General features: G+C 59.1%; 27 protein-coding genes. 17 read left to right on the plus strand and 10 right to left on the minus strand.

The features are described 5' to 3' along the window. Window positions 1-16: 16 nt before the first annotated feature. Window positions 17-1,360 carry an NADP-specific glutamate dehydrogenase gene (gene gdhA, locus FFB58_RS01460; RefSeq protein WP_039029036.1) on the minus strand — a complete coding sequence of 448 codons (1,344 nt, stop codon included), beginning with the start codon at window positions 1,358-1,360 and terminating at the stop codon, window positions 17-19. A gap of 236 nt (window positions 1,361-1,596) precedes the next feature. Here gdhA and FFB58_RS01465 point away from each other — a divergent pair, with 236 nt between their 5' ends. Next, window positions 1,597-1,872, plus strand: a complete 276-nt coding sequence (locus FFB58_RS01465) for a YnjH family protein (protein ID WP_138368759.1) — start codon at window positions 1,597-1,599, stop codon at window positions 1,870-1,872. Here FFB58_RS01465 and FFB58_RS01470 read toward each other — a convergent pair. Further along, on the minus strand, window positions 1,823-2,248 hold the full coding sequence (locus FFB58_RS01470; protein ID WP_138368760.1) for a pyrimidine (deoxy)nucleoside triphosphate diphosphatase: 426 nt from the start codon (window positions 2,246-2,248) through the stop codon (window positions 1,823-1,825). The genes FFB58_RS01465 and FFB58_RS01470 overlap by 50 nt on opposite strands. Before the next feature lie 139 nt (window positions 2,249-2,387). On the opposite strand from FFB58_RS01470, the gene FFB58_RS01475 reads away from it, so the two are divergent. Next, the gene (locus tag FFB58_RS01475) at window positions 2,388-2,888 is read left to right on the plus strand and encodes a carboxymuconolactone decarboxylase family protein (RefSeq protein WP_138369233.1); all 501 of its coding nucleotides are present in this window, start codon (window positions 2,388-2,390) and stop codon (window positions 2,886-2,888) included. Further along, window positions 2,881-3,504 (plus strand): CDP-alcohol phosphatidyltransferase family protein, encoded by a 624-nt coding sequence (locus FFB58_RS01480; protein ID WP_138368761.1) that lies wholly within the window; start codon window positions 2,881-2,883, stop codon window positions 3,502-3,504. Before FFB58_RS01475 ends, FFB58_RS01480 begins: the two co-directional genes overlap by 8 nt. Here the strand turns inward: FFB58_RS01480 and FFB58_RS01485 are convergent, their stop codons facing one another. The 6 genes from FFB58_RS01485 to xthA form a co-directional block, all read right to left on the minus strand. Then, window positions 3,505-4,812 (minus strand): sulfurtransferase, encoded by a 1,308-nt coding sequence (locus tag FFB58_RS01485; protein ID WP_138368762.1) that lies wholly within the window; start codon window positions 4,810-4,812, stop codon window positions 3,505-3,507. 87 nt (window positions 4,813-4,899) lie between these two features. Then, window positions 4,900-5,532, minus strand: a complete 633-nt coding sequence (locus tag FFB58_RS01490; protein ID WP_138368763.1) for an ATP-binding cassette domain-containing protein — start codon at window positions 5,530-5,532, stop codon at window positions 4,900-4,902. Next, the gene (locus FFB58_RS01495; RefSeq protein WP_138368764.1) at window positions 5,532-7,067 is read right to left on the minus strand and encodes a thiamine ABC transporter permease; all 1,536 of its coding nucleotides are present in this window, start codon (window positions 7,065-7,067) and stop codon (window positions 5,532-5,534) included. The genes FFB58_RS01490 and FFB58_RS01495 overlap by 1 nt, the downstream gene beginning before the upstream one ends. After that, entirely contained in the window at window positions 7,040-8,191 is a 1,152-nt protein-coding gene (locus FFB58_RS01500; protein ID WP_286172533.1) for an ABC transporter substrate-binding protein, read from the minus strand. The genes FFB58_RS01495 and FFB58_RS01500 overlap by 28 nt, the downstream gene beginning before the upstream one ends. Before the next feature lie 33 nt (window positions 8,192-8,224). Continuing rightward, window positions 8,225-8,905 (minus strand): VTT domain-containing protein, encoded by a 681-nt coding sequence (locus FFB58_RS01505; protein WP_171029930.1) that lies wholly within the window; start codon window positions 8,903-8,905, stop codon window positions 8,225-8,227. A gap of 6 nt (window positions 8,906-8,911) precedes the next feature. Continuing rightward, window positions 8,912-9,721: an exodeoxyribonuclease III gene (gene xthA, locus FFB58_RS01510; RefSeq protein WP_138368767.1), complete on the minus strand. Its 810-nt coding sequence runs from the start codon at window positions 9,719-9,721 to the stop codon at window positions 8,912-8,914. Between the two features lie 444 nt (window positions 9,722-10,165). Here xthA and FFB58_RS01515 point away from each other — a divergent pair, with 444 nt between their 5' ends. The 7 genes from FFB58_RS01515 to ves all read left to right on the plus strand — a co-directional run bounded on the left by FFB58_RS01515 (window position 10,166) and on the right by ves (window position 17,868). After that, window positions 10,166-11,386: an aspartate aminotransferase family protein gene (locus FFB58_RS01515; RefSeq protein ID WP_138368768.1), complete on the plus strand. Its 1,221-nt coding sequence runs from the start codon at window positions 10,166-10,168 to the stop codon at window positions 11,384-11,386. Then, the gene (gene astA / locus FFB58_RS01520; RefSeq protein WP_138368769.1) at window positions 11,383-12,417 is read left to right on the plus strand and encodes an arginine N-succinyltransferase; all 1,035 of its coding nucleotides are present in this window, start codon (window positions 11,383-11,385) and stop codon (window positions 12,415-12,417) included. The genes FFB58_RS01515 and astA overlap by 4 nt, the downstream gene beginning before the upstream one ends. Further along, complete coding sequence (astD, locus tag FFB58_RS01525; RefSeq protein ID WP_138368770.1) at window positions 12,414-13,901, plus strand: succinylglutamate-semialdehyde dehydrogenase; 1,488 nt, start codon at window positions 12,414-12,416, stop codon at window positions 13,899-13,901. The genes astA and astD overlap by 4 nt, the downstream gene beginning before the upstream one ends. Further along, window positions 13,888-15,213 (plus strand): N-succinylarginine dihydrolase, encoded by a 1,326-nt coding sequence (astB, locus tag FFB58_RS01530; RefSeq protein WP_138368771.1) that lies wholly within the window; start codon window positions 13,888-13,890, stop codon window positions 15,211-15,213. Before astD ends, astB begins: the two co-directional genes overlap by 14 nt. 10 nt (window positions 15,214-15,223) lie before the next feature. Then, complete coding sequence (gene astE, locus FFB58_RS01535; RefSeq protein WP_138368772.1) at window positions 15,224-16,189, plus strand: succinylglutamate desuccinylase; 966 nt, start codon at window positions 15,224-15,226, stop codon at window positions 16,187-16,189. Between the two features lie 338 nt (window positions 16,190-16,527). Then, window positions 16,528-17,016, plus strand: coding sequence for an ATP-independent periplasmic protein-refolding chaperone Spy (gene spy, locus FFB58_RS01540; RefSeq protein WP_039029050.1), 489 nt, complete (start codon window positions 16,528-16,530; stop codon window positions 17,014-17,016). A gap of 294 nt (window positions 17,017-17,310) precedes the next feature. After that, window positions 17,311-17,868 (plus strand): environmental stress-induced protein Ves, encoded by a 558-nt coding sequence (gene ves, locus FFB58_RS01545; protein ID WP_138368773.1) that lies wholly within the window; start codon window positions 17,311-17,313, stop codon window positions 17,866-17,868. Here the strand turns inward: ves and cho are convergent. Then, the gene (cho, locus tag FFB58_RS01550) at window positions 17,837-18,724 is read right to left on the minus strand and encodes an excinuclease Cho (protein WP_138368774.1); all 888 of its coding nucleotides are present in this window, start codon (window positions 18,722-18,724) and stop codon (window positions 17,837-17,839) included. The genes ves and cho overlap by 32 nt on opposite strands. Window positions 18,725-18,809: 85 nt before the next feature. Beyond that, window positions 18,810-19,637, minus strand: coding sequence for an ammonia-dependent NAD(+) synthetase (gene nadE / locus FFB58_RS01555; RefSeq protein ID WP_039029053.1), 828 nt, complete (start codon window positions 19,635-19,637; stop codon window positions 18,810-18,812). A 231-nt stretch (window positions 19,638-19,868) separates the two neighbouring features. Here nadE and osmE point away from each other — a divergent pair, with 231 nt between their 5' ends. The 7 genes from osmE to chbG all read left to right on the plus strand — a co-directional run bounded on the left by osmE (window position 19,869) and on the right by chbG (window position 25,719). Next, entirely contained in the window at window positions 19,869-20,210 is a 342-nt protein-coding gene (gene osmE, locus FFB58_RS01560; RefSeq protein ID WP_039029054.1) for an osmotically-inducible lipoprotein OsmE, read from the plus strand. Window positions 20,211-20,485: 275 nt separating this feature from the next. Further along, the gene (gene chbB / locus FFB58_RS01565; RefSeq protein WP_039029055.1) at window positions 20,486-20,803 is read left to right on the plus strand and encodes a PTS N,N'-diacetylchitobiose transporter subunit IIB; all 318 of its coding nucleotides are present in this window, start codon (window positions 20,486-20,488) and stop codon (window positions 20,801-20,803) included. Window positions 20,804-20,887: 84 nt separating this feature from the next. Then, window positions 20,888-22,246: a PTS N,N'-diacetylchitobiose transporter subunit IIC gene (chbC, locus tag FFB58_RS01570; RefSeq protein WP_039029056.1), complete on the plus strand. Its 1,359-nt coding sequence runs from the start codon at window positions 20,888-20,890 to the stop codon at window positions 22,244-22,246. A gap of 46 nt (window positions 22,247-22,292) precedes the next feature. Further along, entirely contained in the window at window positions 22,293-22,646 is a 354-nt protein-coding gene (gene chbA, locus FFB58_RS01575; protein WP_039029057.1) for a PTS N,N'-diacetylchitobiose transporter subunit IIA, read from the plus strand. A gap of 28 nt (window positions 22,647-22,674) precedes the next feature. After that, window positions 22,675-23,493, plus strand: a complete 819-nt coding sequence (chbR, locus tag FFB58_RS01580; RefSeq protein WP_039029058.1) for a transcriptional regulator ChbR — start codon at window positions 22,675-22,677, stop codon at window positions 23,491-23,493. Window positions 23,494-23,596: 103 nt separating this feature from the next. Continuing rightward, a complete protein-coding gene (locus FFB58_RS01585; protein WP_138368775.1) occupies window positions 23,597-24,952 on the plus strand; it encodes a 6-phospho-beta-glucosidase in 1,356 nt (451 codons plus the stop codon). An 11-nt stretch (window positions 24,953-24,963) separates the two neighbouring features. Continuing rightward, on the plus strand, window positions 24,964-25,719 hold the full coding sequence (gene chbG, locus FFB58_RS01590; protein WP_138368776.1) for a chitin disaccharide deacetylase: 756 nt from the start codon (window positions 24,964-24,966) through the stop codon (window positions 25,717-25,719). Window positions 25,720-25,774 lie beyond the last annotated feature (55 nt).

Consider the following 25,774-nt stretch of genomic DNA (forward strand, 5'->3'; position numbering starts at 1 on the left):
CGGCACAGCCACAGAATCAGATCACACCCTGACCCAACATCGCATCCGCCACTTTCACAAACCCGGCAATGTTCGCGCCGCGAACGTAGTTGGTCTGCTTCTCCTCGCCGCCGTACTCGACGCAGGCGTGGTGAATATCCAGCATGATGTGATGCAGACGCGCATCCACTTTCTCCGCTTTCCAGCCCATACGCGCGGCGTTCTGCGCCATCTCCAGACCTGAGGTTGCCACACCGCCGGCGTTCGCCGCTTTACCCGGTGCGAACAGCACGCCAGCCTGCAGGAACAGGTCGGTGGCTTCGATGGTGGTTGGCATGTTGGCCCCTTCGGCCACCGCTTTCACGCCGTTGGCGATCAGCTGGTGCGCGGCATCCACGTCCAGTTCGTTCTGGGTGGCGCACGGCAGGGCGATATCCACCGGTACGGCCCACGGCTGTTTGCCTTCCAGATAGACCAGCCCGAACTCACGGGCATAATCGGCCACGCGGCCGTCGCGGCTGGCTTTGATCTCGCACAGGCGCGCCAGTTTTTCGGTAGTGAAGCCCGCTTCGTCAACCACGGTACCGCTGGAGTCAGAGGCGGTGATCACCCGCGCGCCCAGCTCCATCGCTTTCTCGATTGCGTACTGGGCCACGTTGCCGGAGCCGGAAACCGCAACCCGCATCCCGTCAAAGCTCATACCGTGACGCTTCAGCATCGCTTCCGTGAAGTAGACCAGACCATAGCCGGTGGCTTCCGGGCGGATCAGGCTGCCGCCGAAGGAGAGGCCTTTTCCGGTAAAGACGCAGGCGCTGTTGTTGGAGAGTTTTTTCATCATCCCGGCCATAAAGCCCACTTCGCGACCGCCCACGCCGATATCCCCGGCCGGTACGTCGGTATCCGCGCCCAGGTGACGATAGAGTTCAGTCATCAGCGCCTGGCAGAAACGCATCACTTCGCCTTCGCTTTTGCCTTTCGGATCGAAATCGCTGCCGCCTTTACCGCCGCCCATAGGCAGGGTGGTCAGGGCATTTTTAAAGGTCTGCTCAAAGCCGAGGAACTTCAGGATCGACAGGTTCACCGACGGGTGGAAACGCATCCCGCCCTTGAACGGGCCAATCGCGGAGCTGAACTGCACGCGCCAGGCACGGTTGACCTGCACCTGATTGCGGTCATCGACCCATACCACGCGGAACTGGATCACGCGTTCAGGTTCAACCAGGCGCTCAAGCAGGGACATCTGACGATAGCGGGGGTTTTGTTCCAGGAATGGCCAGAGGGTGGTCATTACTTCACGTACTGCCTGAGCAAATTCGCTCTGGTGCGGGTCACGCTGTTGAACACGATTCAAAAAGGATTCAAGGGAGCAAGCCTGGTCCATAACTATAAGTTCCTCTTATATATTGGGATTATTCTGTTTGTTACAAATATATACATGTTGTTGTGTTTTTCGACTATACCACCCGATGGCCTTTTGAATGCAAGCGAAATTTCGCCGTCCAGATAAATTCATTAAACGCGCCGGGTCATAACAAAAAACGATGACCGGAGGGATTAAAGCTTCGGCCACTTTTTACCGTTATAGTGATTATCAGGACACAACAGGAAGAGACGTCTATGAAGCGTATTGTGATGGCTGTTTTGCTTGGGGTTTTCTCGGCCGGCAGTCAGGCCGACCAGCGGTTTGGCACCGGCGTGGATGTGAATATCCCGCCGGAGATCTTCAGCTCCAGCGGTCAGCGTCCGCCGCCGTGCAACCAGTGCTGCATCTATCAGGATCAGAACTATTCAGAAGGGGCGGTGGTAAAAGCCGAAGGTGTACTGTTGCAGTGCCAGCGCGATCCTAATGCCCTGAGTACGAATCCGCTGGTGTGGCGTCGCGTAAGAGAATAAACGCTTCCAGCAAAGGGATATCCGCCGGGGCGAGATCGTACTCCAGCGCCTCGCGCGGTGAACACCACACCAGCTGGCTGTGGTAGTGCGTTTGGGGTGCGCCGGTAAATTCCGGTACGTGCCAGGCGTGCAGATTGATGAGTCGCTGCGACACTTCCCGCTGATGGCTGGCGACGTAGCGGGCAGGGCGGGCTTCAATGCCAAGCTCCTCGCGCAACTCACGCACCAGCGCGTCGGGCTGCGTCTCCCCGGTTTCCACTTTACCCCCGGCAAACTCCCACAAACCCGGCTGATCCGCATGCTCAGGGCGTTGCGCCAGTAAAATTTTGCCATCCCGTTCGAGAATAGCGCAGACAACATCGAGTGTTTTTAGCATGATCGTCAATAATGGTTGAGAGAAAAAGAGTTAGGATCTGCGCACTTAACACGCCAGGGAGCATCCTGTGAAAGAGATACCGCCAGTCTGGGTTAAACCCATCGAATCCATCCCCGCCATTCTAACGCCAGTTGCCTCGATGCAGAAAAAACATTATGGCGCGGTGCTTAATCCCCTGCGCTGGTGGGGACGCATGCCCCGGCTCTTCTGGCTGGTGGCGCTGTTTGTCGGCTTTCTGGAGCGTAAAAAATCGCCGCTCGAGCCGGGGCTGCGTTCGCTGCTGATGACCCGTATCTCGCAGATCTGCCACTGCGCCTTTTGCATCGACGCCAACGCGCTGCGCCTGGCAGAACGCAGCGGCGGGCTGGATAAGGTGCAGGCGGTGGCAACATGGCGCGACAGCAGCCTGTTCAACGATAAAGAGCGCGCCGCGCTGGCCTATGCGGAGGCGGTGACCGCCACGCCGCCGACGGTTGATGAGACCACCAAAGCGGCGCTGCGCCGTCACTTTGACGAGGAGGCGATCACCGAGATGACGGCCCTGATCGCTTTCCAGAATTTGTCGGCCCGCTTTAACGCGGCGCTGGAGATCCCCTCGCAGGGATTGTGTGCAGTGGCAGGAGAGAAACGCGATGCTTGACCGTCACCTTCACCCGCGCATCAAGCCGCTGCTTAACCGGCTGGTGAACACCCTTGATAAACCGGGCATCACCCCGGACGGTATTACGTTGATTGGCTTTGCCATCGGGTTGCTGGCGCTGCCGTTTCTGGCGCTGGGCTGGTATCTGGCGGCGCTGGTGGCCATTGTGCTGAACCGTCTGCTTGACGGGCTGGACGGGGCGCTGGCCCGGCGGCGCGGGCTGACCGATGCTGGCGGTTTTCTCGATATCTCTCTCGACTTCCTGTTCTACGCCCTGGTGCCCTTTGGTTTTGCCCTCGCCGATCCCATTCAGAACGCGCTGCCCGCCGCCTGGCTGCTGTTTGCCTTTATCGGCACCGGGAGCAGTTTTCTGGCGTTTGCGGCGCTGGCCGCGAAGCATGAGATTGATAATCCGGGCTATGCCCATAAGTCGTTTTACTATCTGGGGGGCCTGACGGAGGGGACGGAAACGCTACTGCTGTTTCTGCTTTTTTGCCTGTTCCCGGCGTATTTCGGCTGGCTGGCGTGGGTGTTTGGCGCGTTGTGCTGGCTCACCACCGCAACGCGCATCTGGAGCGGGTATCTGACGCTGAAAAACGTTCAGCGCCAGCCGTGATCACAGCGTACTGTCTGGCCCGCGTTCACCGGTTACCACCGGGTTCTGCGGGTTGCTGCTCCACTCATACCAGCCCCCGTCATAGACGCCGACGTTTTTCCAGCCCATCGCCCGGGCGTACATAAAGGTTTCGGACGCCCGCCAGCCGGTGCCACAGTAAAACGCCACCTGCTGATCCGGCAGAATATGCCACTGCTTCCACATCCCCGCGATATCGTCCGCGCTGCGCATGGTGCCGTCCGGGTTCTTGAAATCTTCCATATGGGTGGCATCGCTCCCCGCATGGCCCCAGCGAGCGCCCTGAATCTCACCTTTGGGCTTGATGTAGCTGTAGCCGCTGGTGACGCCGGTAAACTCCGGCCACGAGCGGATGCTCACCAGCGAGGCGTCCTTACGATGCAGCAGGCCGCGCGCCTGTTCAGTATTCAGCATCAGCTGCGGCTGACCGGGAATTGGCGCGCCAAAATCGGCGGCGGGGGTCACTTTGCCCGGCGTGCCGCGCTCAACCGGCAGGCCGGCTTCGTCCCACGCTTTCCAGCCGCCATCCAGCAGGCGGACATCTTTCACCCCGGCATACAGCATGATTTGCGCCACGCGTGCGGCGGCATAGACGTCGCGTCCGTAAAGGATCACCGTGGTGTCATGGCGAATGCCGTGTTTCGCCAGCATGGCTTTGAGCGCGTCATCGGAGACCTTGTTCCACAGCGGTTCGCTCTCTACCTCGTTGGTGTCGATATAGTCCGCACCGGGAATGTGGCTCAGCAGATAAAATTTCGGCGCGCCCCAGGCGGCCTCAATCACTTTCCACTCCCCGGCAGGGGCGGCGGTCACGGGTTTACCCTGCTGAAGTTGACTGAGCCACTGGGGATAAACCAGCTGTTCGAAGTGGGCGAGGCGCTGCAGGCGCGCCGGGATTTGCAGGGCGTCACCGAGCAAAGCGATGTGGCTGAAGCCCGCCTCGCTCAGCCGCGCCTTCACGGCCTGGTTATCGCTGTCGCTGCCGTATAACGCGATGGGGGTTGCTTGAGTTAACTGATGCTGCGTGGCCCAGGCTTTCAGCTGCGCCTCGTTCATCGCGCCCAGCCAGCTGGCAGAAAGATTAAGAGCCGAAGGTTCATGCCCGGAGGTCCCGTTCAGTGCCTGGGGCCAGCCGTTGTAAAAGGCGCTGACGCGGGTATCAATTACCGCGCCTTTTTGCTGTTGAAGCTCAGCCAGGGTGAGGGAGTGCGTCATATCAGCGGCGAAAGAAGAGAAAGCGGCGAGACCTAAAGCGGCGGTCAGCGCGGTCAGTTGAGAAACACGTTTCATCGAAATGCCCGTCGTAAGAGAAAAGAGCCGTGATTGTGGCAACCCTCCCGACTAAAAACGTTGCGTTTGCGCAGGTTGCCCTTCGATTCATTGCCACTTCTCCATCGCCAGCACCCGACCGCCGGACGGTACATCGTCCTCGTCGTGGGTCACCTGTATGACCGGAATGCCCAGGCTGCGCACTTCGGCAAACACCCAGCGGCGAAACTGATCGCGGAGCGTTTTATCCAGACGACTGAACGGCTCATCAAGCAGCAGCGCTTGCGGCTGCGCCAGCAGGGCGCGCAGCAGGCCGATCCGGGCGCGCTGCCCGCCGGAAAGCGTGGCGGGATCGCGATGAAAAAATCCGCTCAGTTCGGCGGCGTCCAGCGCGTCGTTGACCTGCTGTTTGCGCGCCGCGCCTTTGACCGACGCCGGGAGCGCCAGCAGCAGGTTCTGCCCGACGCTGAAGTGATCGAACAATAGCGCATCCTGGAACAGCAGCCCCAGGCTCCGCTGCTCGGTGGGCAGGGTGTCGCAGCGCCGGGCGTTGATCCACAGCTCCCCTTCGGCGCGAAAATCCGCGGGCAGGGCCCCCACCATCCAGGCAAACAGCGAGGATTTCCCGCTGCCGGAGGGGCCCATCAGGGTGAGGATCTCCCCTGGCTGCACGATAAAACTGACGTTGTGCAGCAGCGTTGTCTGGCGCAGCGAGAGCGAAACATCCTTGACCATCAGCATTAACGTAACCCCTGTCGAAAACGGCCAATCAGCCTGGAAAGTACAATGCAGGCGGCGAAAACCAGCATCGGCAGCAGCAGCTGCCACAGCGCCTGCGCCGCCAGCACCGCGCTGCTCCCGCCGCTGCTGAGCGCGACGGCGTCGGTGGTGAGGGTAGCAAACCGTCCGCTCCCCAGCCACAGGGTGGGCAGATACTGCGCCACGCTGACGGAAAAGCCGACCGCGAACGCCGTCAGCGCCGGGCGGTTCATCTGCGGGCATTTGATCAGCCAGAAAATTTTAAGCGATCCCCAGCCGAGCGTGCGGGCGGTCAGGATCAGGCGCGGATCGAGCCTGCGCCAGGCCGGTTGCATCACCAGCAGCATCCACGGCAGCACCCACAGCAGATGCCCCCACAGCACGGCGATAAACTGTCCGTCCAGCTGTAACAGCAGCGCCAGCCGATACTGCCCGGCCACCAGCGGCAGGGCGGGAAGGGCCAGCGGCAGCCAGACCCAGAACGCGCCGCGCTGCGGGCCCCACTCGAGCCACAGCAGAATCATCCCCAGCGCAATACCCGCAGAGAGCAGCCCCAGCGTCAGGCTCAGCCCGGCCGTCTCGCGCGTGACGCTGGCATTGCCCGCCACCAGCACCAGCACCGCGATGCTGGCGAGACCGGCCAGGGGGAGCAGCACCCCGCAGGCTTGTCCCATCACAAGCGGGCGCGGCGTCGGGCGCTCCCCGGACACCGCCGGGATGGTGCGCCGCCAGCGCCGCCAGCCGATAAACACCGCGATGGCGATCAGTTCCAGCAGCACCAGCAGGATCGCGCATACCAGCATCCCTTTGGCCTGCTGGACGCTGTCGCCCTGCGTCAGCCACTGCCAGGCCAGCACCGCCAGGGTGGGGGGATTACCGGGCCCGAGGATCAGGGCGACATCCACCACCGACAGCGACCAGACGATCACCGCCAGCATTACCGCCCCCAGCGCCGGGGCAATGGCGGGCAGGATCAGCCAGCGCAGCGCCTGCCAGCGGCCGTAGCCCAGCGATCGCAGGATCGTCACTTTTTGTGCCAGTTCCTTCTCCGGCAGCGAGGCATAAATCGCCCACATCACGAAGGCGCTCTCCTTGACGGCGAGGCTCAGGCCCAGCCCGATCCCGTAGCGATCCATCACCGGGGAGCAGATCGTACAGACGCGATAGAGCGCGCCGCCTTCGGCAAAAACCAGCAATACGCTAACGGCAAAAGCCACGTGCGGGATCGCCAGCAGCCAAGGCAGATGGTTGCACAGCCGCCGCCAGCGGCTGCCGGGCCACAGGGCGGCCACCACCGCGAGGGCCAGCATCAGCGCCCCGGCGGCGGCAATCAGGGTAGAAACCAGAGTGGCGATCAGCGCCTGCGGCAGCTGCGGATCGGCCGCCAGCGCCCGCCAGCTATCCGCAGAAAAAATCGGCGGCAGCAGCAGGCCGAAGGCGGGCAGTAGCGGCAGATACACCGCGCCCAGCAGCAGCCAGGCCAGGGCGCTTAGTGAGTGCCGTAGCGACGAAGCCATTCCTGCTCCAGCGCGTTAACCCAGGCGGCATGCGGCTCACCAAGGGTCGGTGGAAGATCCGCCGGAATAAACTGGCGCAGCTTTTCTGCCTGGGAGGCAGGCAGTTTCTGCGGGTCCAGCACGCTTGGATCGCCCCAGTTGGCCGGGTCCGCCTTGCGGATCTGCGCCTCTGGCGAGAGTAAGAAGTTCGCGACGACCTTTGCCCCCGCGCTGGCCGAGGCGTTAGCCGGGATCGCCACAAAATGGACGTTGCCGATCATCCCCTGGCGGAAGCCAAAGCTGTAGCTGTCCGCTGGCAGCTCCTTGCTGGCGACTTTCTGCCGGGCGTGGGCCGGGTTAAAGGTGATCGACAGGCGTAAATTTCCGCTCGCCAGCAAAGCATCCATCCGCGCCGGAGACGGCGGGAAGTCTTTGCCCTCGCGCCACAGATAAGGATGCAGCTTATCCAGATAGGCCCACAGGGGGGCGGTAACGCGGGCAAAGGTGGCGCTGTCCGGCGGCTGTTTCAGCGCCTCCGGCTGGGTGGTCTGCGTCAGCAGGAGCTGTTCCAGGAACGCGGTGCCGGTAAAGTCGGGCGGGCGGGGGTAGGTGACGGTGCCGGGATGTTTGCTGGCGTATTCCAGCAGCGCCCCGGCGTCCGCCAGCGGCTCAGCAAGCTGTTCGCGACGGGCAATAAAGGTGAGCTGGGCGCTGCCCCAGGGGGATTCAGCCCCTTCGGTTGGAATGGCGAAATCTTCGCTGACCGGTTTGGTTGTATCCACATAGCGCCAGTTGGGGAGGGTTTGCGCCCAGCCGGTCTGCAGCAGTCCGGCGGTTTTCAGGGTGCGGAAGTTCTCCCCGTTCACCCACAGCAGATCCACCGAGCCGTTAGTTTTGCGCCCGGCGCTGGCTTCGGTCTGGATCCGCTTCACCGCGTCGGCGGCATCCGCCAGACGGACAATCTTCAGGTTAATGGCGTAGTGGCTTTTCATCTCGCCGCTCACCCAGTCCAGGTAGCGGTTCACCGCCTCATCGCCGCCCCAGGCGTTAAACCAGACGGTCTGGCCCCGGGCGTCCTGTTTGATTTTCTGCCAGCCGTCATCGGCCAGCGCCTGTCCTGCCATCAGCAGGCCCGTTAACAACATGCAAAAACGCACACGGCGCATAATGCCTCCCTGTTATGGAGAAGTGCGGGAAAAACGGGCCAGCAGCCAGCGGGTGATGAGCGGCAGCAGCCCCAGTAGCGTGAAGGCTAAAACCACGCCGGGCGAGAGGATATCACGCAGCGAGGCGATCTGCCCCAACTGGTGCCCGGCATTCAGATAGACAATCGCCCCCGGCAGCATGCCGAGCTGGCTGACCCACCAGTAGCGTCTCACGCCAAGTGTAGTCACTCCGGCTAGCAGGTTGACCATAAAGAACGGAAACAGCGGCACCAGGCGCAGGGCAAAGAGATAAAACGCCCCGTCGCGGGAGACGCCTTGGTTGACGGTGCGCATCGGCCCGGCAAAGCGGCGCTGCACCCAGTCACGCAGCAGGTAGCGGCTGGTAAGCATTGCCAGCGTCGCGCCAAGCGTCGAGGCGAACGAGACCAGCACAATCCCCGGCCACAGGCCGAACAGCGCCCCGCCGAGCAGGGTCAGTAGCGCTGCGCCCGGCAGCGACAGGGTGGTGACCAGCACATAGACAATAAAAAAGAGCGCGGCGCTTTTTAACGGTGCCTGCTGGCAGTAAAGCAGCAGGGCCTGGTGCTGCGCCTGAAGATTTTCCAGCGTCAGGGCGCCGGGAGGCAGTTGCGTAAAGATGATGCTAAAAGCGCCCAGAAGGGCGCATATAAGCAGAAATTTACCGCGATTTATCCGCATCTACTTCACGTCGAAGGTTGCCCATACCGGGGCATGGTCAGAGGGTTTTTCCATGCTGCGGATCTCGTAGTCGATCCCGGTTTCGATGCAGCGCTCCGCCAGTGGGCCGCTTGCCAGCAGCAGGTCGATGCGCAGGCCGCGGTTGTCATCAAAGCCTTTAGAGCGGTAATCAAACCACGAGAAACGATCCTGGGTTTCCGGGTTGGCGGTGCGGAAAGTATCCACCAGACCCCAGTCCAGCAGACGTCCCATCCACTCGCGCTCTTCCGGCAGGAAGGAGCACTTCCCGGTGCGCAGCCAGCGCTTGCGGCTGTCCTCGCCGATGCCGATATCCAGATCGGTATGGCTGATATTCATGTCGCCCATGATCAGCACCGGATTCTCTTTTTTCAGCTCGGTTTCGAGGAAGGTCTGCAGATCCTGATAGAACTTCTCTTTCGCCGGGAACTTCAGGGGATGGTCGCGGCTCTCGCCCTGCGGGAAGTAACCGTTGATCACGGTGATGTTGCCCAGCGGTGAGGGAATTTCCGCCATGATGATGCGGCGCTGGGAATCTTCACCGTCACCCGGGAAGCCGCGGCGCACCGAAACCGGCGTCTCTTTGGTGAGCAGGGCCACCCCGTAATGGCCTTTCTGGCCGTGATAGAAGACGTTGTAACCCAGTTTTGCCACCTCTTCGAGGGGGAACATATCGTCGTGAACTTTTGTCTCCTGCAGGCCGATCACGTCAGGCTGATGCTGGTCGACGAGGGCTTGCAGTTGATGAGGACGGGCGCGCAGGCCGTTGATATTAAAAGAGACAAATTTCATAGTCGCTGCCAGTGCAAGGTGAATAGTGCAAGGATGGTAGCAGAATTTCCGACGGCTGACTCCCGCCGCTGCGTATGTTCGGCCAATTACTGCGACAGCTTGTATCAACGGTGCAATTTCTGCACCGTTCTGGCGCATTACGCCCTCTGATGGCGCGTAAAAGCTATACAAATTTCGCGAGCGATCACAATTCCAGAATTATATTTGGCCTATGCATAATATTTCTGTTTTTCCTTCGGTAAAGCGCCGCTTGTTGTAAAAATATTCACTTTTTATGCAATAACAGTGAATAACTCCATATTGTAACCTGTTGATATTTCGTTGTCTCATCCCGTTTATGCATTTTTATCGCTGGCTGGCACGAACGCTGCAATCTACATTCACAGGGCAAACACATAAATATTTAACATTTAATCAACTTTTTGTTTACCGGATGAGGTCGCTATGTCTCTGTCAATTACGCGTGAAAACTTTGATGAATGGATGATGCCGGTTTACGCCCCGGCGGCTTTTATTCCGGTACGGGGAGAGGGCTCGCGCCTGTGGGATCAACAGGGTAAAGAGTATATCGACTTCGCCGGCGGTATTGCGGTCAATGCCCTGGGACACGCCCATCCGGCGCTGCGTCAGGCGCTGAACGACCAGGCGGCGAAGTTCTGGCATACCGGCAACGGCTACACCAACGAACCCGCGCTGCGTCTGGCGAAAAAACTGATCGACGCCACCTTTGCGGAAAAAGTGTTCTTCTGTAACTCGGGCGCGGAGGCCAACGAAGCCGCGCTGAAACTGGCGCGCAAATATGCTCACGATAACTTCGGCAGCCAGAAAAGCGGCATCGTCGCCTTCAAAAATGCCTTCCACGGCCGCACCCTGTTTACCGTCAGCGCCGGCGGGCAGCCTTCCTATTCCCAGGACTTTGCGCCACTGCCGCCGGATATCCGCCACGCGGTCTATAACGATCTGCAGTCTGCCAGCGAGTTGATTGACGATACCACCTGCGCGGTGATCGTCGAGCCGATGCAGGGTGAAGGCGGCGTGCTGCCCGGGGATAAAGCCTTCCTGCAGGGGCTGCGCGAACTGTGCGATCGTCACAACGCGGTGCTCATTTTTGACGAAGTGCAGACCGGCGTCGGGCGCACTGGCGAGCTGTATGCCTATATGCACTATGGCGTCACGCCGGATGTGCTCTCTACCGCCAAGGCGCTGGGCGGCGGCTTCCCGGTCGGGGCGATGCTGACCACCGACAAATTTGCCCGCGTGATGACCGTCGGTACCCACGGCACCACCTACGGCGGCAACCCGCTGGCGTCGGCGGTGGCAGGTCAGGTGCTGGATATCATCAACACCCCGGAAGTGCTGAACGGCGTGAAGCAGCGTCACGACTGGTTCGTCGAGCGTCTGCAGGCCATTAACAGCAAAACCGGCCTGTTCAAAGAAATTCGCGGTCTGGGGCTGCTGATCGGTTGTGTACTCACGGACGAATTCGCCGGAAAAGCTAAACTTATTTCACAGGAAGCGGCAAAAGCGGGCGTGATGGTGTTGATCGCCGGGGCTAACGTGGTGCGGTTTGCGCCTGCGCTGATTGTCAGCGAAGAAGAGGTGCGGACCGGGTTAGATCGCTTTGCGCTGGCCTGTGAACAGGTGAAGTCCGGGGTGTCATCATGATGGTCATCCGTCCCATTGAGCGCGGTGATTTACCCGCCCTCATGCAGCTTGCCGGTAAGACGGGAGGCGGGCTGACCTCGCTTCCCGTTGATGAAAATACGCTCTCGGCGCGCATCGAGCGCTCCATCGAGACCTGGCAAGGGACGCTGCCGAAAGGCGAACAGGGTTATGTGTTTGTGCTGGAAGAGTCCGACACCGGCACCGTCGCGGGGATCTGCGCCATTGAGGTGGCGGTGGGCCTGAACGATCCCTGGTACAACTACCGCGTGGGCACGCTGGTGCATGCCTCGAAAGAGCTGAACGTCTACAACGCGCTGCCGACGCTGTTTCTCAGTAACGATCACACCGGCAGCAGCGAACTGTGCTCGCTGTTTCTCGACCCGTCATGGCGCAAGGAGGGCAACGGCTATCTGCTCTCCAAATCGCGCTTTCTCTTTATGGCCGCTTTCCGCGATCGCTTTAACGAAAAAGTGGTCGCCGAGATGCGCGGCGTGATCGACGAAACCGGCTTCTCACCGTTCTGGAAAAGCCTGGGCGAGCGCTTCTTCTCCATGGAGTTCAGCAAGGCGGACTACCTGTGCGGCACCGGGCAGAAAGCCTTTATCGCCGAACTGATGCCGAAACACCCCATCTATACCCATTTCCTCAGCCCCGAGGCGCAGGCGGTGATTGGCGAAGTGCATCCGCACACTGCCCCGGCGCGCGCGGTGCTGGAAAAAGAGGGCTTCCGCTACCGCAACTATGTCGACATCTTCGACGGCGGCCCGACCCTGGAGTGCGATATTGACCGGGTGCGGGCGATCCGTAAAAGCCGTCTGGTGGAGGTGGCCGAGGGCCAGCCTGCGCCGGGGGAATTTCCGGCCTGCCTGGTGGCAAACGAGCAGTATGACCATTTCCGCGCCACGCTGATCCGCGTGGATCCTGATTGTGAACGTCTGGTGCTGACCCCTGCGCAGCTGGATGCCCTGAAATGCCGCGCTGGCGATCGTATTCGCATGGTGCGCCTGTGCCCCGAGGAGAAATCGGTATGAACTTATGGATTAACGGCGACTGGGTCACCGGCGAAGGTGAACTACGCAGCAAGCACAACCCGGTAGGCCAGGAGTTGCTCTGGCAGGGGGCGGACGCCAGTCCGGCGCAGGTTGAACAGGCCTGCCGCGCGGCGCGCGGCGCTTTCCCCGGCTGGGCAAAGCTGCCGTTCAGCGCCCGCCAGTCGATTGTCGAGAAATTTGCGGCCCTGCTGGAGGCGAATAAGCAGGAGCTGACCAGCATCATTGCCCGCGAAACCGGCAAGCCGCGCTGGGAGGCGGCGACCGAAATCACCGCCATGATCAACAAGGTCGCCATTTCGATAAAGGCGTACCACACCCGCACCGGCGAGCAGCGCACCGAGATGGCCGACGGTGCCGCCACGCTGCGCCATCGCCCGCACGGCGTGCTGGCCGTGTTTGGCCCCTATAACTTCCCCGGCCATCTGCCGAACGGCCACATCGTGCCCGCGCTGCTGGCGGGCAATACCCTGATCTTCAAGCCGAGCGAGCTGACGCCGTGGAGCGGTGAGGCGGTGGTCAAACTGTGGGAGCAGGCCGGGCTGCCGCCGGGCGTGCTGAACCTGGTACAGGGCGGACGTGAAACCGGCCAGGCCCTGAGCGCCCTCGGCGACATCGACGGGCTGCTGTTTACCGGCAGCGCCGGGACCGGCTATCAGCTGCACCGCCAGCTCGCCGGTCAGCCGGAAAAAATTCTGGCACTGGAGATGGGCGGCAACAATGCCCTGATCGTTGACGACCCGGCGGATATCGACGCCGCGGTACACCTGACCATCCAGTCGGCCTTTATAACCGCCGGGCAGCGCTGCACCTGCGCCCGTCGCCTGCTGGTGAAAAGCGGGGCAGAAGGCGATGCCTTCCTGGCCCGTCTGGTTGAGGTGAGTGGACGCCTGCTGCCGGGCGAGTGGGATGCCAGCGACCAGCCGTTTATCGGCGGGCTGATCTCCGAGCAGGCGGCAAAAAATGTCTATCACGCCTGGCGGGAGCATGTTGCCCGTGGCGGCCAGTCGCTGCTGGAACCGCGTCTGGTGAAAGCGGGCACCTCTTTACTCACCCCGGCCATTGTTGAGATGACCGGCGTGCGCGACGTGCCGGATGAAGAGGTCTTTGGCCCGCTGCTGTGCGTCTGGCGCTACGACGATTTTGACCAGGCCATCGCCATGGCAAACGCCACGCGCTACGGCCTGTCGTGCGGGCTGATCTCCCCGGATCGCGAGCGCTTTGACCAGCTGCTGCTGGAGGCCCGCGCCGGGATCGTCAACTGGAATAAACCGCTCACCGGCGCGGCCAGTACCGCACCCTTTGGCGGGGTGGGGGCCTCCGGCAACCATCGCGCCAGCGCCTGGTATGCGGCAGATTACTGCGCCTGGCCGATGGCGAGCCTCGAGACCGCCGCCATCGTCCTGCCGGAGCAGCTGAATCCGGGTCTCGATTTTACACGGGAGAAGCGTCATGAAAGCGCGTGAAGTTAACTTCGACGGGCTGGTGGGGCTGACCCACCACTACGCCGGGCTGTCGTTCGGCAATGAGGCCTCTACAAAGCACCGCTTTCAGATCTCCAACCCGCGGCTGGCGGCAAAGCAGGGTCTGTTAAAGATGAAGGCGCTGGCCGATGCGGGCTTCCCTCAGGCGGTGATCCCGCCCCAGGAGCGGCCCAACGTCGGTGTGCTGCGTCAGCTTGGCTTTACCGGCACGGACGAGCAGGTGGTGGAAAAGGCGGGCACCCAGATGCCGCAGCTGCTCTCCGCCGCCAGCTCGGCTTCCTCTATGTGGGTGGCCAACGCCGCCACGGTGGCCCCGTCTGCGGATACGCTCGACGGGAAAGTGCATCTGACGGTGGCGAACCTCAATAACAAGTTCCACCGCGCCAGTGAGGCCGGCACCACGGAACAGGTACTGCGCGCCATCTTCCGCGATGAATCCCGCTTCAGCGTGCATACGGCGCTGCCGCAGGTGGCAATGCTCGGCGACGAAGGGGCGGCCAACCATAACCGTCTCGGCGGCGATTACGGCGAGCCGGGCCTGCAGCTGTTTATCTATGGCCGTGACGAGGGGGCTGGCCGCGCGCCTGCCCGCTACCCGGCCCGTCAGACCCTGGCCGCAAGCCAGGCCGTGGCCCGCCTGAATCAGGTCAATCCGGGGCAGCTGATGTTTGCCCAGCAAAACCCGCTGGTGATTGACCAGGGGGTGTTCCATAACGACGTGATTGCAGTTTCGAATCGCCAGGTGCTGTTCTGCCACGAGCAGGCGTTTGTCGATCAGCCCGCGCTGTTGCAGTCCCTGCGCGATCGTGTGCCCGGCTTTATGCCCATAGAGGTGCCGACCGGGGCGGTCTCGGTGCAGGACGCGGTGGCAACCTACCTGTTTAACAGCCAGCTCCTGAGCCGCGACGACGGCAGCATGATGCTGGTCCTGCCCCAGGAGTCGCAGAACCACCCGGGCGTCTGGCGCTACCTGAGCCAGCTGGTGGCAGAGGATAACCCCATCAGCGAGCTGCGGGTGTTCGATCTGCGTGAAAGCATGGCCAACGGTGGCGGTCCGGCGTGTCTGCGCCTGCGCGTGGTGCTGACCGCCGAAGAGCAGCGGGCGGTGAACCCGGCGGTGATGATGAACGATACCCTGTTTAACACGCTTAACGACTGGGTGGACCGCTACTATCGCGACCGTCTGACCCAGGCCGACCTGATCGACCCTCTGCTGCTGCGGGAAGGGCGCGAGGCGCTGGATGCCCTGACGCGCATTTTGCAGCTCGGCTCCGTCTATCCGTTCCAGCAATAAAGGAGGCGTTATGGAAAACTTTCTGGCGCTGACGATAGCCGATGAAATCCCCGCCCAGCGCGAAGGCAACGGGGCGTCGTTTCACTGGCGCTGGCTGGCACGCGGCGTGCTGGAGCTAATCCCGGAGGTGGCAAGCGAGCGTGCGCTGGTGCTCTCCGCCGGGATCCACGGCAACGAAACGGCCCCGGTGGAGATTGTCGATCTGCTGGTCAGGGCGCTGTTTCGCGGTGAACTGACCCTGCGCTGCCGTCTGCTGGTCATCTACGGCAATCCTCCGGCGCTGCGGGCCGACAAGCGCTACCTGACCTGCGACATCAATCGCCTGTTCAGCGGGCGCGGAGCGCAGTTCCCGGCCTGCGATGAGACCGAACGGGCGGCGTTGCTGGAGACGCTGGTTGAAGCCTTTTACCAGCAGGCGGGGGCCGATCGCTGGCACCTCGATCTGCATACCGCCATTCGTGCCTCTTATCATGAGCGATTTGGCGTGCTGCCCCAGCGCAGTCAGCCCTGGGACGAGGCCTTTATTGAGTGGCTGGGGGATGCCGGGCTTGAAGCGCTGGTGTTTCATCAGGCACCTGGCGGTACCTTTACCCATTTCACCTGCGAACGTTTTGGCGCGCTGGCATGCACGCTGGAGCTGGGGAAAGCGCTGCCGTTCGGGCATAACGATCTGACGCGATTTGCCACCACCCATCAGGCGCTGCGGGCGTTGCTGAGCGGTGTGGCCTCGACGCCGCACGCTGAGCCGGTGGAACAGTATCGGGTGGTGCAGCAGATCACCCGGCGCAGCGAGGCCTTTGTCCTGCATATGGCCGGGCATACCCTCAACTTTACCCCTTTCCGCCAGGGCGTTTTACTGGCAGAGGACGGGGACGAGCGCTACGAGGTGCAAAAGCCGACCGAGTACGTGCTGTTCCCCAATCCGGCAGTGGCCTTTGGCTTACGCGCCGGGCTGATGCTGGAAAAAATCGGCTGATAAATACCTGGCCCCAATAAGCGCAACGCGGCGGGGCCGGTTATTCACGCACTCATTTCTTTATCACTGCTTTTATTACAGATTATTCCTGGCTGTTTGCTTTATTATTAATCTGTTTGTCGGTATACTCCTTCACAATCTCTTTAAAATCATGTTATTGCATATTTCTGTTTCAACTCTCCACGCTTTATCCTTATTTTCTCCATATTTGACGATAATTTGTTTTTTACACTTTCATTGTTTTACTGTTGCTCTGACTAATTGACGATAAACCCCGTAAAGTGAATCTCGTCAACACGGCATAGCGCCGAAGAATAACTGAAAGGAAGGACAAAATTATGCGTAAATTAACTGCACTGTTTGTTGCCTCTACCCTGGCTCTGGGCGCTACCAGCGCGGCGTTCGCCGCAGATACCGCCACCACCACGGCAGCACCGACCGAAGGCAAAATGATGCATCATAAAGGTAAGCCGGGTATGCATCACGACATGATGTTTAAAGACCTGAACCTGACCGATGCGCAGAAACAGCAGGTTCGCGACATCATGAAAAGCCAGCGTGACCAGATGAAGCGTCCGCCGGTAGAAGAGCGCCGCGCAATGCATGACATCATCGCCAGCGACAGCTTCGATAAAGCGAAAGCAGAGGCGCAGGTGGATAAGATGGCCGAGCAGCATAAAGCCCGCATGCTGGCGCACATGGAAACCCAGAACAAGATCTACAACATTCTTACCCCGGAACAGAAAAAGCAGTTTAATGCCAATTTTGAGAAGCGTCTGACAGAACGTTCAGCGCCGGAAGGTAAAATGACCCCACCAGCCGAATAATCGGTTCAGCCATTCAAGACCGCCGGAGTCCTGTTCACCCAAGCGTATTCGCTGTGGACAGGTCCGGCGGTTTTTTCTTTTCCTGCCTCTTGCCAGCCGCCGCCATCCCGGTATTCTCCTGTTATCGATCTGCAGAATGTGTTTGAAATGTCTGACGTTACTTTTTTTCATCGTCGGACTAAGGCCCACCCGCACATCTGCCGATATTGATCCGCAGCGACCTAATGATAACAAACAATAAGCAACCGCCCCCGGCGGGGTGCTCTGGCGCGCATTGCGCCATTTGGAGTGGTGATGGACTTTTTTGATATCCGCAAAATGCCGGTTAACCTCTGGCGCAACGGCGCAGGCGAGACGCGCGAAATATGTTGTTTCCCTCCGGCAACCCGGGACTTTACCTGGCGCGCCAGTATTGCGTCCCTTGCCAGCAACGGCGATTTTTCCGTTTCGCCCGGCATCGACCGGGTGATTACCCTGCTGGAAGGGGGTGAAGTGAAGCTGGATGGCGGGCAGGCGTTTAACCACACCCTGCGACGTCATCAGCCCTTCAGCTTTGCCGGAGAGTTGCCTGTCAAGGCGGAGCTGCTGGAAGGGCAGATGTCGATGGACTTTAACATCATGACCCGCCGGGACATCTGTCGGGCGAAGGTGCGGGTGGCGGATCGCACCTTCACCACCTTTGCGTCACGCGGCGGGGTGGTCTTTGTGCTGAGCGGGGCCTGGCAGTTGGGCGACAAATTGCTCACCGCCGACCAGGGCGCGTACTGGCATGACGGCGATCACACCCTGCGGCTGCTCAAGGCAGAGGGCACCCTGCTGTTCAGCGAGATTTTCTGGCTTCCAGGTCACTGAGCGGAATGATCTCATAGTTCCCGGCCAGCAGCGGCTTGCAGAGAATTTTATACCCATCCTGATCAAAACCGGCGGGGGCGCGCAGCAGTTCCGCCGCCTCGTCGAGGCTTTCCACCGCGCCCAGCCAGAGCCAGTTATGGATGATATGGTAGTGGGTCATCTCCGGGCGCGACTCTTTCAGCGCCACGGCGCAGTCCCACGGCCAGCAGGTGACGCCAATCGCCTGCAACCCTTCAACCAGCCGCTGCTGGTGATCCTCAACGCTCTCTTTTCCGCAGCACGCCCCCGCACAACGCTTCAGCGCCGAACGGAAACAGGCCCGCCCGCGGGTTAACGACTCCAGCCCGAGCAGGCCATAACAGAGCTGGCGCTCATCGGCCAGCGCCTGCAGGGTTTGCAGCGCCGCCCGGCGGTTAGCAAACAGGCCAAACAGGTTTGGGGTGTGGGAGAAATCCACCTCCCGGGCGTACACAATCTGCGGTTTGCCCTCGGTGATCTGCAGCGAGCAGAGCTGGCGATTGCGGCGTAACCGTTTATTGAACAGCGGCTGCTGCTCCTTGATTAAACGCGCTTCCAGCAGCAGCGCGCCCAGCTCACCGGCGGTTTGCGTCCAGGTGATCCGCCGGGACTGGCGCAGCATGGCGGCCTCGTCCGGGGTGCGCAGATGCGACAGCACCCGGCTGCGAATATTGACGCTCTTGCCGATATACAGGGGCATGGCGTCGCTTTCGCCATGAAAGAAGTAGACGCCAGGCTGTTTGGGCAGAGCCTCAAGCCACGGGCGCAGATGTTCGGGATACTCATAGATGGCGGCCGCTTCGAATTCAAGCCGCGGTGCCGATTGACGCCTGCTCACAACATACTCCTGATACTGTTCAGGCATACAGTGTAGCAGCAGTTATGTGGTTAAAAAAGAGGCGGCAGACGCCGCCCCTGCAGAATTACTGTTTCCAGAAGTCGTCGAATACCGTGATCGGCGGGCGACGTTTGTGCTCGGTCTTCAGGTACCAGCCTTCAATAATGCGGGCGGTGCCTTCGTCCAGGGTCTTGCCTTCCAGATAATCATCAATGTTTTCATAGGTCACGCCCAGCGCGGCTTCGTCTGGCAGGGAAGGGCGATCGTCTTCCAGGTCCGCGGTTGGGGCTTTCTTATACAGATGCTCCGGGCAGCCCAGCGCGGCCAGCAGCTGTTTGCCCTGGCGCTTGTTGAGACGGAACAGCGGGTTGATGTCGGTGCCGCCGTCGCCATATTTGGTGAAGAAGCCGGTCAGCGCCTCTGCGGCATGGTCGGTACCCACCACCACGCCGCTGGTCATCCCGGCGATGCTGTACTGGGCTTTCATACGCTCGCGGGCTTTTTCGTTGCCGCGGACAAAATCGCTCAGCTCAATGCCGGCTTCACGCAGCGCTTTTTCGCTGGCCAGCACCGCTTCTTTAATGTTTACGGTCAACACGCGATCGGGCTGAATAAAGGCGATGGCATCCTGACAGTCCTGCTCGTCGAACTGTACGCCGTAAGGCAGGCGCACGGCGATAAACTGCAGGTCGTTGTTGCCTGTCTCTGCACGCAGTTCGCTGATAGCCATCTGGCTGAGTTTACCGGCGAGCGTGGAGTCCTGTCCGCCGCTGATGCCCAGCACCAGCGTCTTCAGGAACGGGAAGCGGGTTAGATAGGATTTCAAAAAATCAACGCTGCGGCGGATCTCGTCTTCCGCATTGATGGTGGGTTTGGCACCCAGCGCCTGGATAATCTCTTGTTGTAGAGCCATCTGGCCCCTCCGTTACACAAATTTGCCTGATGAATGTTCTGTTAAAGCTAACCTGTCATGCGGAAAACGACAAGGATCACAGATTTGAATGCAGCGAATTAGAGCGATTCAGCAGGTTATATTGGTTTTACAGGAATTTTCCTAAAAAACTCTGCCGTCACGCTTAGGGTTGAAAAATGTGGTTTTCTATTCCAGGCTTACTTAACACGCTGATAAACAAGAGGACGGAATATGAACAAGAACGTAGCAGGAATGTTAGGCGCAGCGGCTGTACTGACTTTACTGGCGGGCTGTACCGCCTATGACCGCACAACAGATCAGTTTAAAGAGCCAGTAGTAAAAGACGTTAAAAAAGGGATGACCCGTGCTCAGGTTGAGCAACTGGCCGGCAAGCCGTCATCAGAGGTGACGATGATACACGCTCGCGGTACCTGCCAGACCTACATCCTGGGTCAACGGGATGGTAAAACCGAGACCTATTTTGTTGCATTAGATGACACAGGTCACGTTATGAACTCCGGCTATCAGACCTGTGCCGAATACGACACCGATCCACAGGCGCCTAAAGCCTAATCAGGCTCCTTCCTGAGCAGACAGACAAACCGGCCCTCTGGCCGGTTTTCTTTTTGCCGCCCCGCAATCTTATTTCTTATCGCGAATTATTTGCCTGAAATGTGAAGGCAGTCATAACCGCAGGTCAATGAGAGACAATTCCAAAACATTCTGGATTATCCCCAGCAATTCCCTTGCCGTATACTCATCCCATCAGACAGGCCAGCGAGACGAGACGCCAGGTAACGGCGCTGATATCGCGGCTAACGCGGTGGCCATATAAGAGGGAAGTCATTATGGAAAAGAAACATATCTATCTGTTTTGCTCAGCGGGCATGTCAACGTCACTGCTGGTGTCAAAGATGCGCGCGCAGGCAGAGAAGTACGAAGTGCCGGTTGTGATTGAAGCCTTCCCGGAAACCCTGGCGGGTGAGAAGGGCACCAGCGCAGACGTCGTGCTGCTGGGTCCGCAAATTGCGTATATGTTGCCGGAAATTCAACGTCTGTTACCGAATAAACCGGTGGAAGTGATCGACTCTGTGCTGTACGGCAAAGTGGATGGTTTGGGTGTTCTTAAAGCTGCTGTAGCGGCAATTAAAAAAGCTGCTAATTAATTTAATTTTTTATTTTTCCCGTCAAAGAGCAATTTCACACACACTTACGCCGCAATATTATTGCGGCATTTAAGGGCATTTTCTATGAGTAGATTTATTGCTGCGCTTGAAAAGGTACTCCTTCCTTTTGCAGTTAAAATAGGAAAGCAACCGCATGTCAACGCCATTAAAAACGGTTTTATTAAGGTAATGCCGTTAACCCTGGCCGGTGCCATGTTCGTTTTAATTAACAACGTTTTTCTGAGCTTCGGTGATGGTTCATTTTTCTATTCATTAGGTGTTCGTTTAGATCCCTCAACTATTGAAACGTTAAATGGTTTCAAGGCCATCGGCGGCAATGTGTACAACGGTACGCTGGGTATTATGTCGCTGATGGCGCCTTTCTTTATCGGGATGGCGCTGGCGGAAGAGCGTAAAGTCGACTCGCTGGCCGCCGGTTTATTATCTGTCGCTGCCTTTATGACCGTGACCCCTTACAGCGTCGGTGAAGCTTACGCGGTGGGTGCCAACTGGCTGGGCGGGGCGAACATTATTTCCGGTATTGTGATCGGTCTGGTCGTGGCGGAAATGTTTACCTTTATTATTCGTCGCAACTGGGTGATCCGCTTGCCGGACAGCGTCCCGGCATCGGTGTCGCGCTCCTTCTCAGCGCTGATCCCAGGCTTCATTATTCTCTCCATCATGGGGACCATCGCCTGGGCGCTCTCTCACTGGGGCACCAACTTCCACCAGATCATTATGGATACCATCTCCACACCGCTGGCATCCATGGGTGGGGTCGTGGGCTGGGCTTACGTCATCTTCACCTCCCTGCTGTGGTTCTTCGGTGTTCACGGTTCCCTGGCGCTGGCCGCGCTGGACAGCGGCATCATGACCCCATGGGCGCTGGAAAACGTGGCACTCTACCAGCAGTACGGCTCCGTTGACGCGGCGCTGGCGGCAGGCAAGACCTTCCACGTCTGGGCGAAACCGATGCTCGACTCCTACATCTTCCTGGGCGGTACCGGGGCGACGCTGGGTCTGATTATCGCGGTGTTTATCACCTCCCGTCGTGCGGATCACCGTCAGGTGGCGAAACTGGCCCTGCCGTCAGGCATCTTCCAGATTAACGAGCCCATCCTGTTCGGTATGCCGATCATCATGAACCCGGTTATGTTCATTCCGTTCATCCTGGTGCAGCCGCTGCTGGCCGCCATTACCCTGACGGCGTACTACCTGGGCATTATCCCGCCTATCACTAACATCGCACCGTGGACCATGCCAGCCGGTCTGGGCGCCTTCTTCAACACCAACGGCAGCGTCGCGGCATTCCTGTTAGCGATATTCAACCTTGGTGTGGCAACCCTGCTCTACATGCCGTTTGTCGCCATCGCCAACAAGGCCCAGACCACCATTGATGAAGAAGAGAGCGAAGAAGATATCGCCCTCGCACTGAAATTCTGATGTCGTATGACGCGGGGCAACCCGCGTCAGTACAGGAGAACAAGAGATGTTTGATTTAGAGAATGTTGTAGCAGAGCCAGAAGACGTAGCAGAGAACGATCTTGAAGAAGTGGTGATGGGGCTTATCATCAACTCCGGACAGGCGCGCAGCCTGGCATACGCGGCGCTGAAAAAAGCCAAGCAGGGCGATTTCGATTCCGCCAAAGAGATGATGGCCCAGTCGCGCACCGCACTGAATGAAGCCCATCTGGTGCAAACAAAACTGATCGAAAGCGATCAGGGTGAAGGTAAAATGAAGGTGAGCCTGGTGCTGGTACACGCCCAGGACCATCTGATGACCTCCATGCTGGCCCGTGAGCTGGTGGCGGAACTCATCGAACTTCACGAGAAAATGCAGTAAATCAGTCTGATAGCAGGAGGTCAGCGCCATGGAAATCACTACCGCCCGGGAACAACAGCTGTTCAATGGTAAAAATTTTCATGTGTTTATCTACAACAAGGTGGAGAGCATCAGCGGTCTGCATCAGCATGACTACTATGAGTTCACCATTGTGCTGACCGGCCGCTATTTCCAGGAGATCAACGGCAAGCGGGTGCTGCTGGAGCGCGGGGACTTTGTCTTTATCCCGATGGGGTCGCACCATCAGAGCTTTTATGATTTTGGCGCCACGCGCATTCTCAACGTCGGCATCAGTAAACGCTTCTTCGAAACCCACTACTCGCCGCTGCTGCCGTTCTGCTTTGTGGCCTCGCAGGTTTATCATGTTAAAAGTGAATTCCTGAACTGGATCGACACCGTGATTGCCTCGCTTAACTTCCGTGACAATGAGTTCGATGAATTTATTGAAACGGTGACCTTTTACGTCGTCAACCGCCTTCGCCACTATCGCGAAGAGCAGCAGGCAACTGACGATATCCCCCAATGGCTGCGCACCACCGTTGAAATGATGCACGACAAGCTGCGTTTTGGTGAAAACGCGCTGGAAAATATGGTGGCGCTGTCGGGTAAATCGCAGGAATACCTGACCCGTGCGACCCAGCGTTATTATCAGAAAACGCCGGTGCAGATTATTAATGAAATACGGATCAATTTCGCCAGAAAACAGCTGGAAATTACCAACTATTCGGTGACGGATATTGCTTACGAATCCGGTTACAGCAGTCCGAGTCTGTTTATTAAGACCTTTAAGAAATTGACCTCATTTACACCTAACAGCTACCGGAAAAACCTCACGGTTATTAATTAACGTCCGGCGGTATTACCGCCGGGAATATTGATTTAAATGATTGCCCAAAATAGATGGGAAGGGACCGCTATACTCAAAAGGCGGATCGCCCAGGGAGAATATTATGCAAAAGAAACTTAAAGTAGTGACCATCGGCGGCGGAAGCAGCTATACCCCGGAATTACTGGAAGGCTTCCTCAAGCGTTACCATGAACTGCCGGTCAGCGAATTGTGGCTGGTTGACGTGGCCGAGGGCCAGGAGAAGCTGGATATTATTTTTGACCTCTGCCAGCGCATGGTGAAAAAAGCGGGCGTGCCGATGACCGTGCATAAAACCCTCGACCGCCGCCAGGCGCTGAAGGATGCCGATTTCGTCACCACCCAGCTGCGCGTCGGCCAGCTGAAGGCCCGCGAGCTGGATGAGCGTATCCCGCTGAGCTATGGCTATCTGGGCCAGGAGACCAACGGGGCAGGCGGCCTGTTCAAAGGGCTGCGTACCATTCCGGTGGTGTTCGACATCATTAAAGACGTGCAGGAGATCTGCCCGCAGGCGTGGGTAATCAACTTCACCAACCCGGCCGGAATGGTGACCGAAGCGGTCTATCGCCACACGGATTTCAAACGCTTTATCGGCGTCTGCAACATTCCTATCGGCATGAAGATGTTTATTCGCGACGTGCTGGCCCTGACCGACAGCGACGAGCTTTCCATCGACCTGTTTGGCCTGAACCACATGGTGTTCATCAAAGACGTGCTGGTTAACGGCAAGTCACGCTTCGCGGAGCTGCTGGACGGCGTGGCGAGCGGCACCCTGAAAGCGAGCTCGGTGAAGAACATTTTCGACCTGCCGTTCAGCGAAGGGCTGATCCGCTCCCTGAACCTGCTCCCGTGCTCCTATCTGCTTTACTACTTCAAGCTGAAAGAGATGCTGGCGATTGAGATGGGCGAGTACTACAAAGGCGGTGCCCGCGCGCAGGTCGTACAGAAGGTAGAAAAACAGCTTTTCGATCTGTATAAGAACCCGGATCTGAACGTGAAGCCGAAAGAGCTGGAGCAGCGCGGCGGGGCTTACTACTCCGACGCGGCCTGTGAAGTGATCAACGCCATCTACAACGACAAGCAGGCGGAACACTACGTCAACGTGCCGCACCACGGCCATATTGATAACATTCCGGCGGACTGGGCGGTGGAGATGACCTGTATTCTGGGCCGCGACGGGGCAAAACCGCATCCTCGCCTGACCCATTTCGATGACAAGGTGATGGGGCTTATCCACACCATCAAGGGCTTTGAGGTGGCGGCAAGCCAGGCGGCCATCAGCGGCGAGCTGAACGACGTGCTGCTGGCCCTGAACCTGAGCCCGCTGGTGCAATCCGATCGCGATGCCGAGAAGCTGGCGCGCGACCTGATTCTGGCCCATGAAAAATGGCTGCCGAACTTCGCTGGCACCGTCGATAAACTGAAAAGCGAGCAGCACTGAGAGGGATCGCTATGGAATATCTGCTGATCGTCAATGCCGATGATTTTGGCCTCTCAAAAGGGCAGAACTACGGCATCCTGGACGCCTGCCGGAATGGGGTGGTGACCTCCACCACCGCGATGGTTAACGGCGATGCCGTTGAGCACGCTGCGGCGCTCAGCCGGGATCTGCCTGAGCTGGGGGTAGGCATGCACTTTGTGCTGACCCTCGGCATGCCGCTGACCTCCATGCCGGGGCTGACCCGGGACGGCGTGCTCGGCAAGTGGATCTGGGAGATGGCAGAGCAGGGGACGCTGCCGCTGGAGGAGATCGCCCGCGAGCTGGACTGTCAGTTCAATCGCTTCGTCGATCTCTTCGGGCGCGAACCGACCCATATCGACAGCCATCACCATGTGCACATGATCCCGGCCATCTTCCCGCTGGTGGCCGAATTTGCCCGTCGCAAAGGGGTGGCATTACGGGTGGATCCTCAGGTTGAAGGGATCGAACGGGATGCCGGCCTGCCGCGCACCACGGACGGTTTCAGCAGCGCGTTCTATGGCGATGACATCAGTGAAGCGCTGTTTTTACGCGTGCTGGATGAGTCAGTGCAGAAGGGAGAGCGCTCGCTGGAGGTGATGGCACATCCGGCGTTTATCGATAACACCATCCGTAAAAGCGCCTACTGCTGGCCGCGACTGACGGAGCTGGACGTGCTCACCTCGACATCGCTGAAATATGCCATTGCCGAGCGCGGGTACCGGTTGGGAACGTTCAGGGATCTGTGAGGAAACGCCGGGTGGCGCTTGCGCTTACCCGGCCTACAATGTCTACAAAAGCACC

The sequence above is a fragment of the Enterobacter sp. MF024 genome (assembly GCF_005843915.1).
Lineage (GTDB): Bacteria > Pseudomonadota > Gammaproteobacteria > Enterobacterales > Enterobacteriaceae > Enterobacter > Enterobacter barmai.

What these genes read in the sequence shown, in the direction of transcription:
- spy (WP_039029050.1), top strand. Translation starts at nt 16,528, where the DNA reads ATGCGTAAATTAACTGCACTGTTTGTTGCCTCTACCCTGGCTCTGGGC.
- FFB58_RS01585 (WP_138368775.1), top strand. Translation starts at nt 23,597, where the DNA reads ATGCAAAAGAAACTTAAAGTAGTGACCATCGGCGGCGGAAGCAGCTAT.
- chbB (WP_039029055.1), top strand. Translation starts at nt 20,486, where the DNA reads ATGGAAAAGAAACATATCTATCTGTTTTGCTCAGCGGGCATGTCAACG.
- FFB58_RS01485 (WP_138368762.1), bottom strand. Translation starts at nt 4,812, where the DNA reads ATGAAACGTGTTTCTCAACTGACCGCGCTGACCGCCGCTTTAGGTCTC.
- FFB58_RS01495 (WP_138368764.1), bottom strand. Translation starts at nt 7,067, where the DNA reads ATGGCTTCGTCGCTACGGCACTCACTAAGCGCCCTGGCCTGGCTGCTG.
- astA (WP_138368769.1), top strand. Translation starts at nt 11,383, where the DNA reads ATGATGGTCATCCGTCCCATTGAGCGCGGTGATTTACCCGCCCTCATG.
- astB (WP_138368771.1), top strand. Translation starts at nt 13,888, where the DNA reads ATGAAAGCGCGTGAAGTTAACTTCGACGGGCTGGTGGGGCTGACCCAC.
- FFB58_RS01475 (WP_138369233.1), top strand. Translation starts at nt 2,388, where the DNA reads ATGCAGAAAAAACATTATGGCGCGGTGCTTAATCCCCTGCGCTGGTGG.
- gdhA (WP_039029036.1), bottom strand. Translation starts at nt 1,360, where the DNA reads ATGGACCAGGCTTGCTCCCTTGAATCCTTTTTGAATCGTGTTCAACAG.
- nadE (WP_039029053.1), bottom strand. Translation starts at nt 19,637, where the DNA reads ATGGCTCTACAACAAGAGATTATCCAGGCGCTGGGTGCCAAACCCACC.
- FFB58_RS01465 (WP_138368759.1), top strand. Translation starts at nt 1,597, where the DNA reads ATGAAGCGTATTGTGATGGCTGTTTTGCTTGGGGTTTTCTCGGCCGGC.
- FFB58_RS01500 (WP_286172533.1), bottom strand. Translation starts at nt 8,191, where the DNA reads ATGTTGTTAACGGGCCTGCTGATGGCAGGACAGGCGCTGGCCGATGAC.
- chbA (WP_039029057.1), top strand. Translation starts at nt 22,293, where the DNA reads ATGTTTGATTTAGAGAATGTTGTAGCAGAGCCAGAAGACGTAGCAGAG.
- osmE (WP_039029054.1), top strand. Translation starts at nt 19,869, where the DNA reads ATGAACAAGAACGTAGCAGGAATGTTAGGCGCAGCGGCTGTACTGACT.
- chbR (WP_039029058.1), top strand. Translation starts at nt 22,675, where the DNA reads ATGGAAATCACTACCGCCCGGGAACAACAGCTGTTCAATGGTAAAAAT.
- ves (WP_138368773.1), top strand. Translation starts at nt 17,311, where the DNA reads ATGGACTTTTTTGATATCCGCAAAATGCCGGTTAACCTCTGGCGCAAC.
- xthA (WP_138368767.1), bottom strand. Translation starts at nt 9,721, where the DNA reads ATGAAATTTGTCTCTTTTAATATCAACGGCCTGCGCGCCCGTCCTCAT.
- astD (WP_138368770.1), top strand. Translation starts at nt 12,414, where the DNA reads ATGAACTTATGGATTAACGGCGACTGGGTCACCGGCGAAGGTGAACTA.
- FFB58_RS01470 (WP_138368760.1), bottom strand. Translation starts at nt 2,248, where the DNA reads ATGCTAAAAACACTCGATGTTGTCTGCGCTATTCTCGAACGGGATGGC.
- FFB58_RS01515 (WP_138368768.1), top strand. Translation starts at nt 10,166, where the DNA reads ATGTCTCTGTCAATTACGCGTGAAAACTTTGATGAATGGATGATGCCG.
- FFB58_RS01480 (WP_138368761.1), top strand. Translation starts at nt 2,881, where the DNA reads ATGCTTGACCGTCACCTTCACCCGCGCATCAAGCCGCTGCTTAACCGG.
- astE (WP_138368772.1), top strand. Translation starts at nt 15,224, where the DNA reads ATGGAAAACTTTCTGGCGCTGACGATAGCCGATGAAATCCCCGCCCAG.
- chbC (WP_039029056.1), top strand. Translation starts at nt 20,888, where the DNA reads ATGAGTAGATTTATTGCTGCGCTTGAAAAGGTACTCCTTCCTTTTGCA.
- FFB58_RS01490 (WP_138368763.1), bottom strand. Translation starts at nt 5,532, where the DNA reads ATGCTGATGGTCAAGGATGTTTCGCTCTCGCTGCGCCAGACAACGCTG.
- chbG (WP_138368776.1), top strand. Translation starts at nt 24,964, where the DNA reads ATGGAATATCTGCTGATCGTCAATGCCGATGATTTTGGCCTCTCAAAA.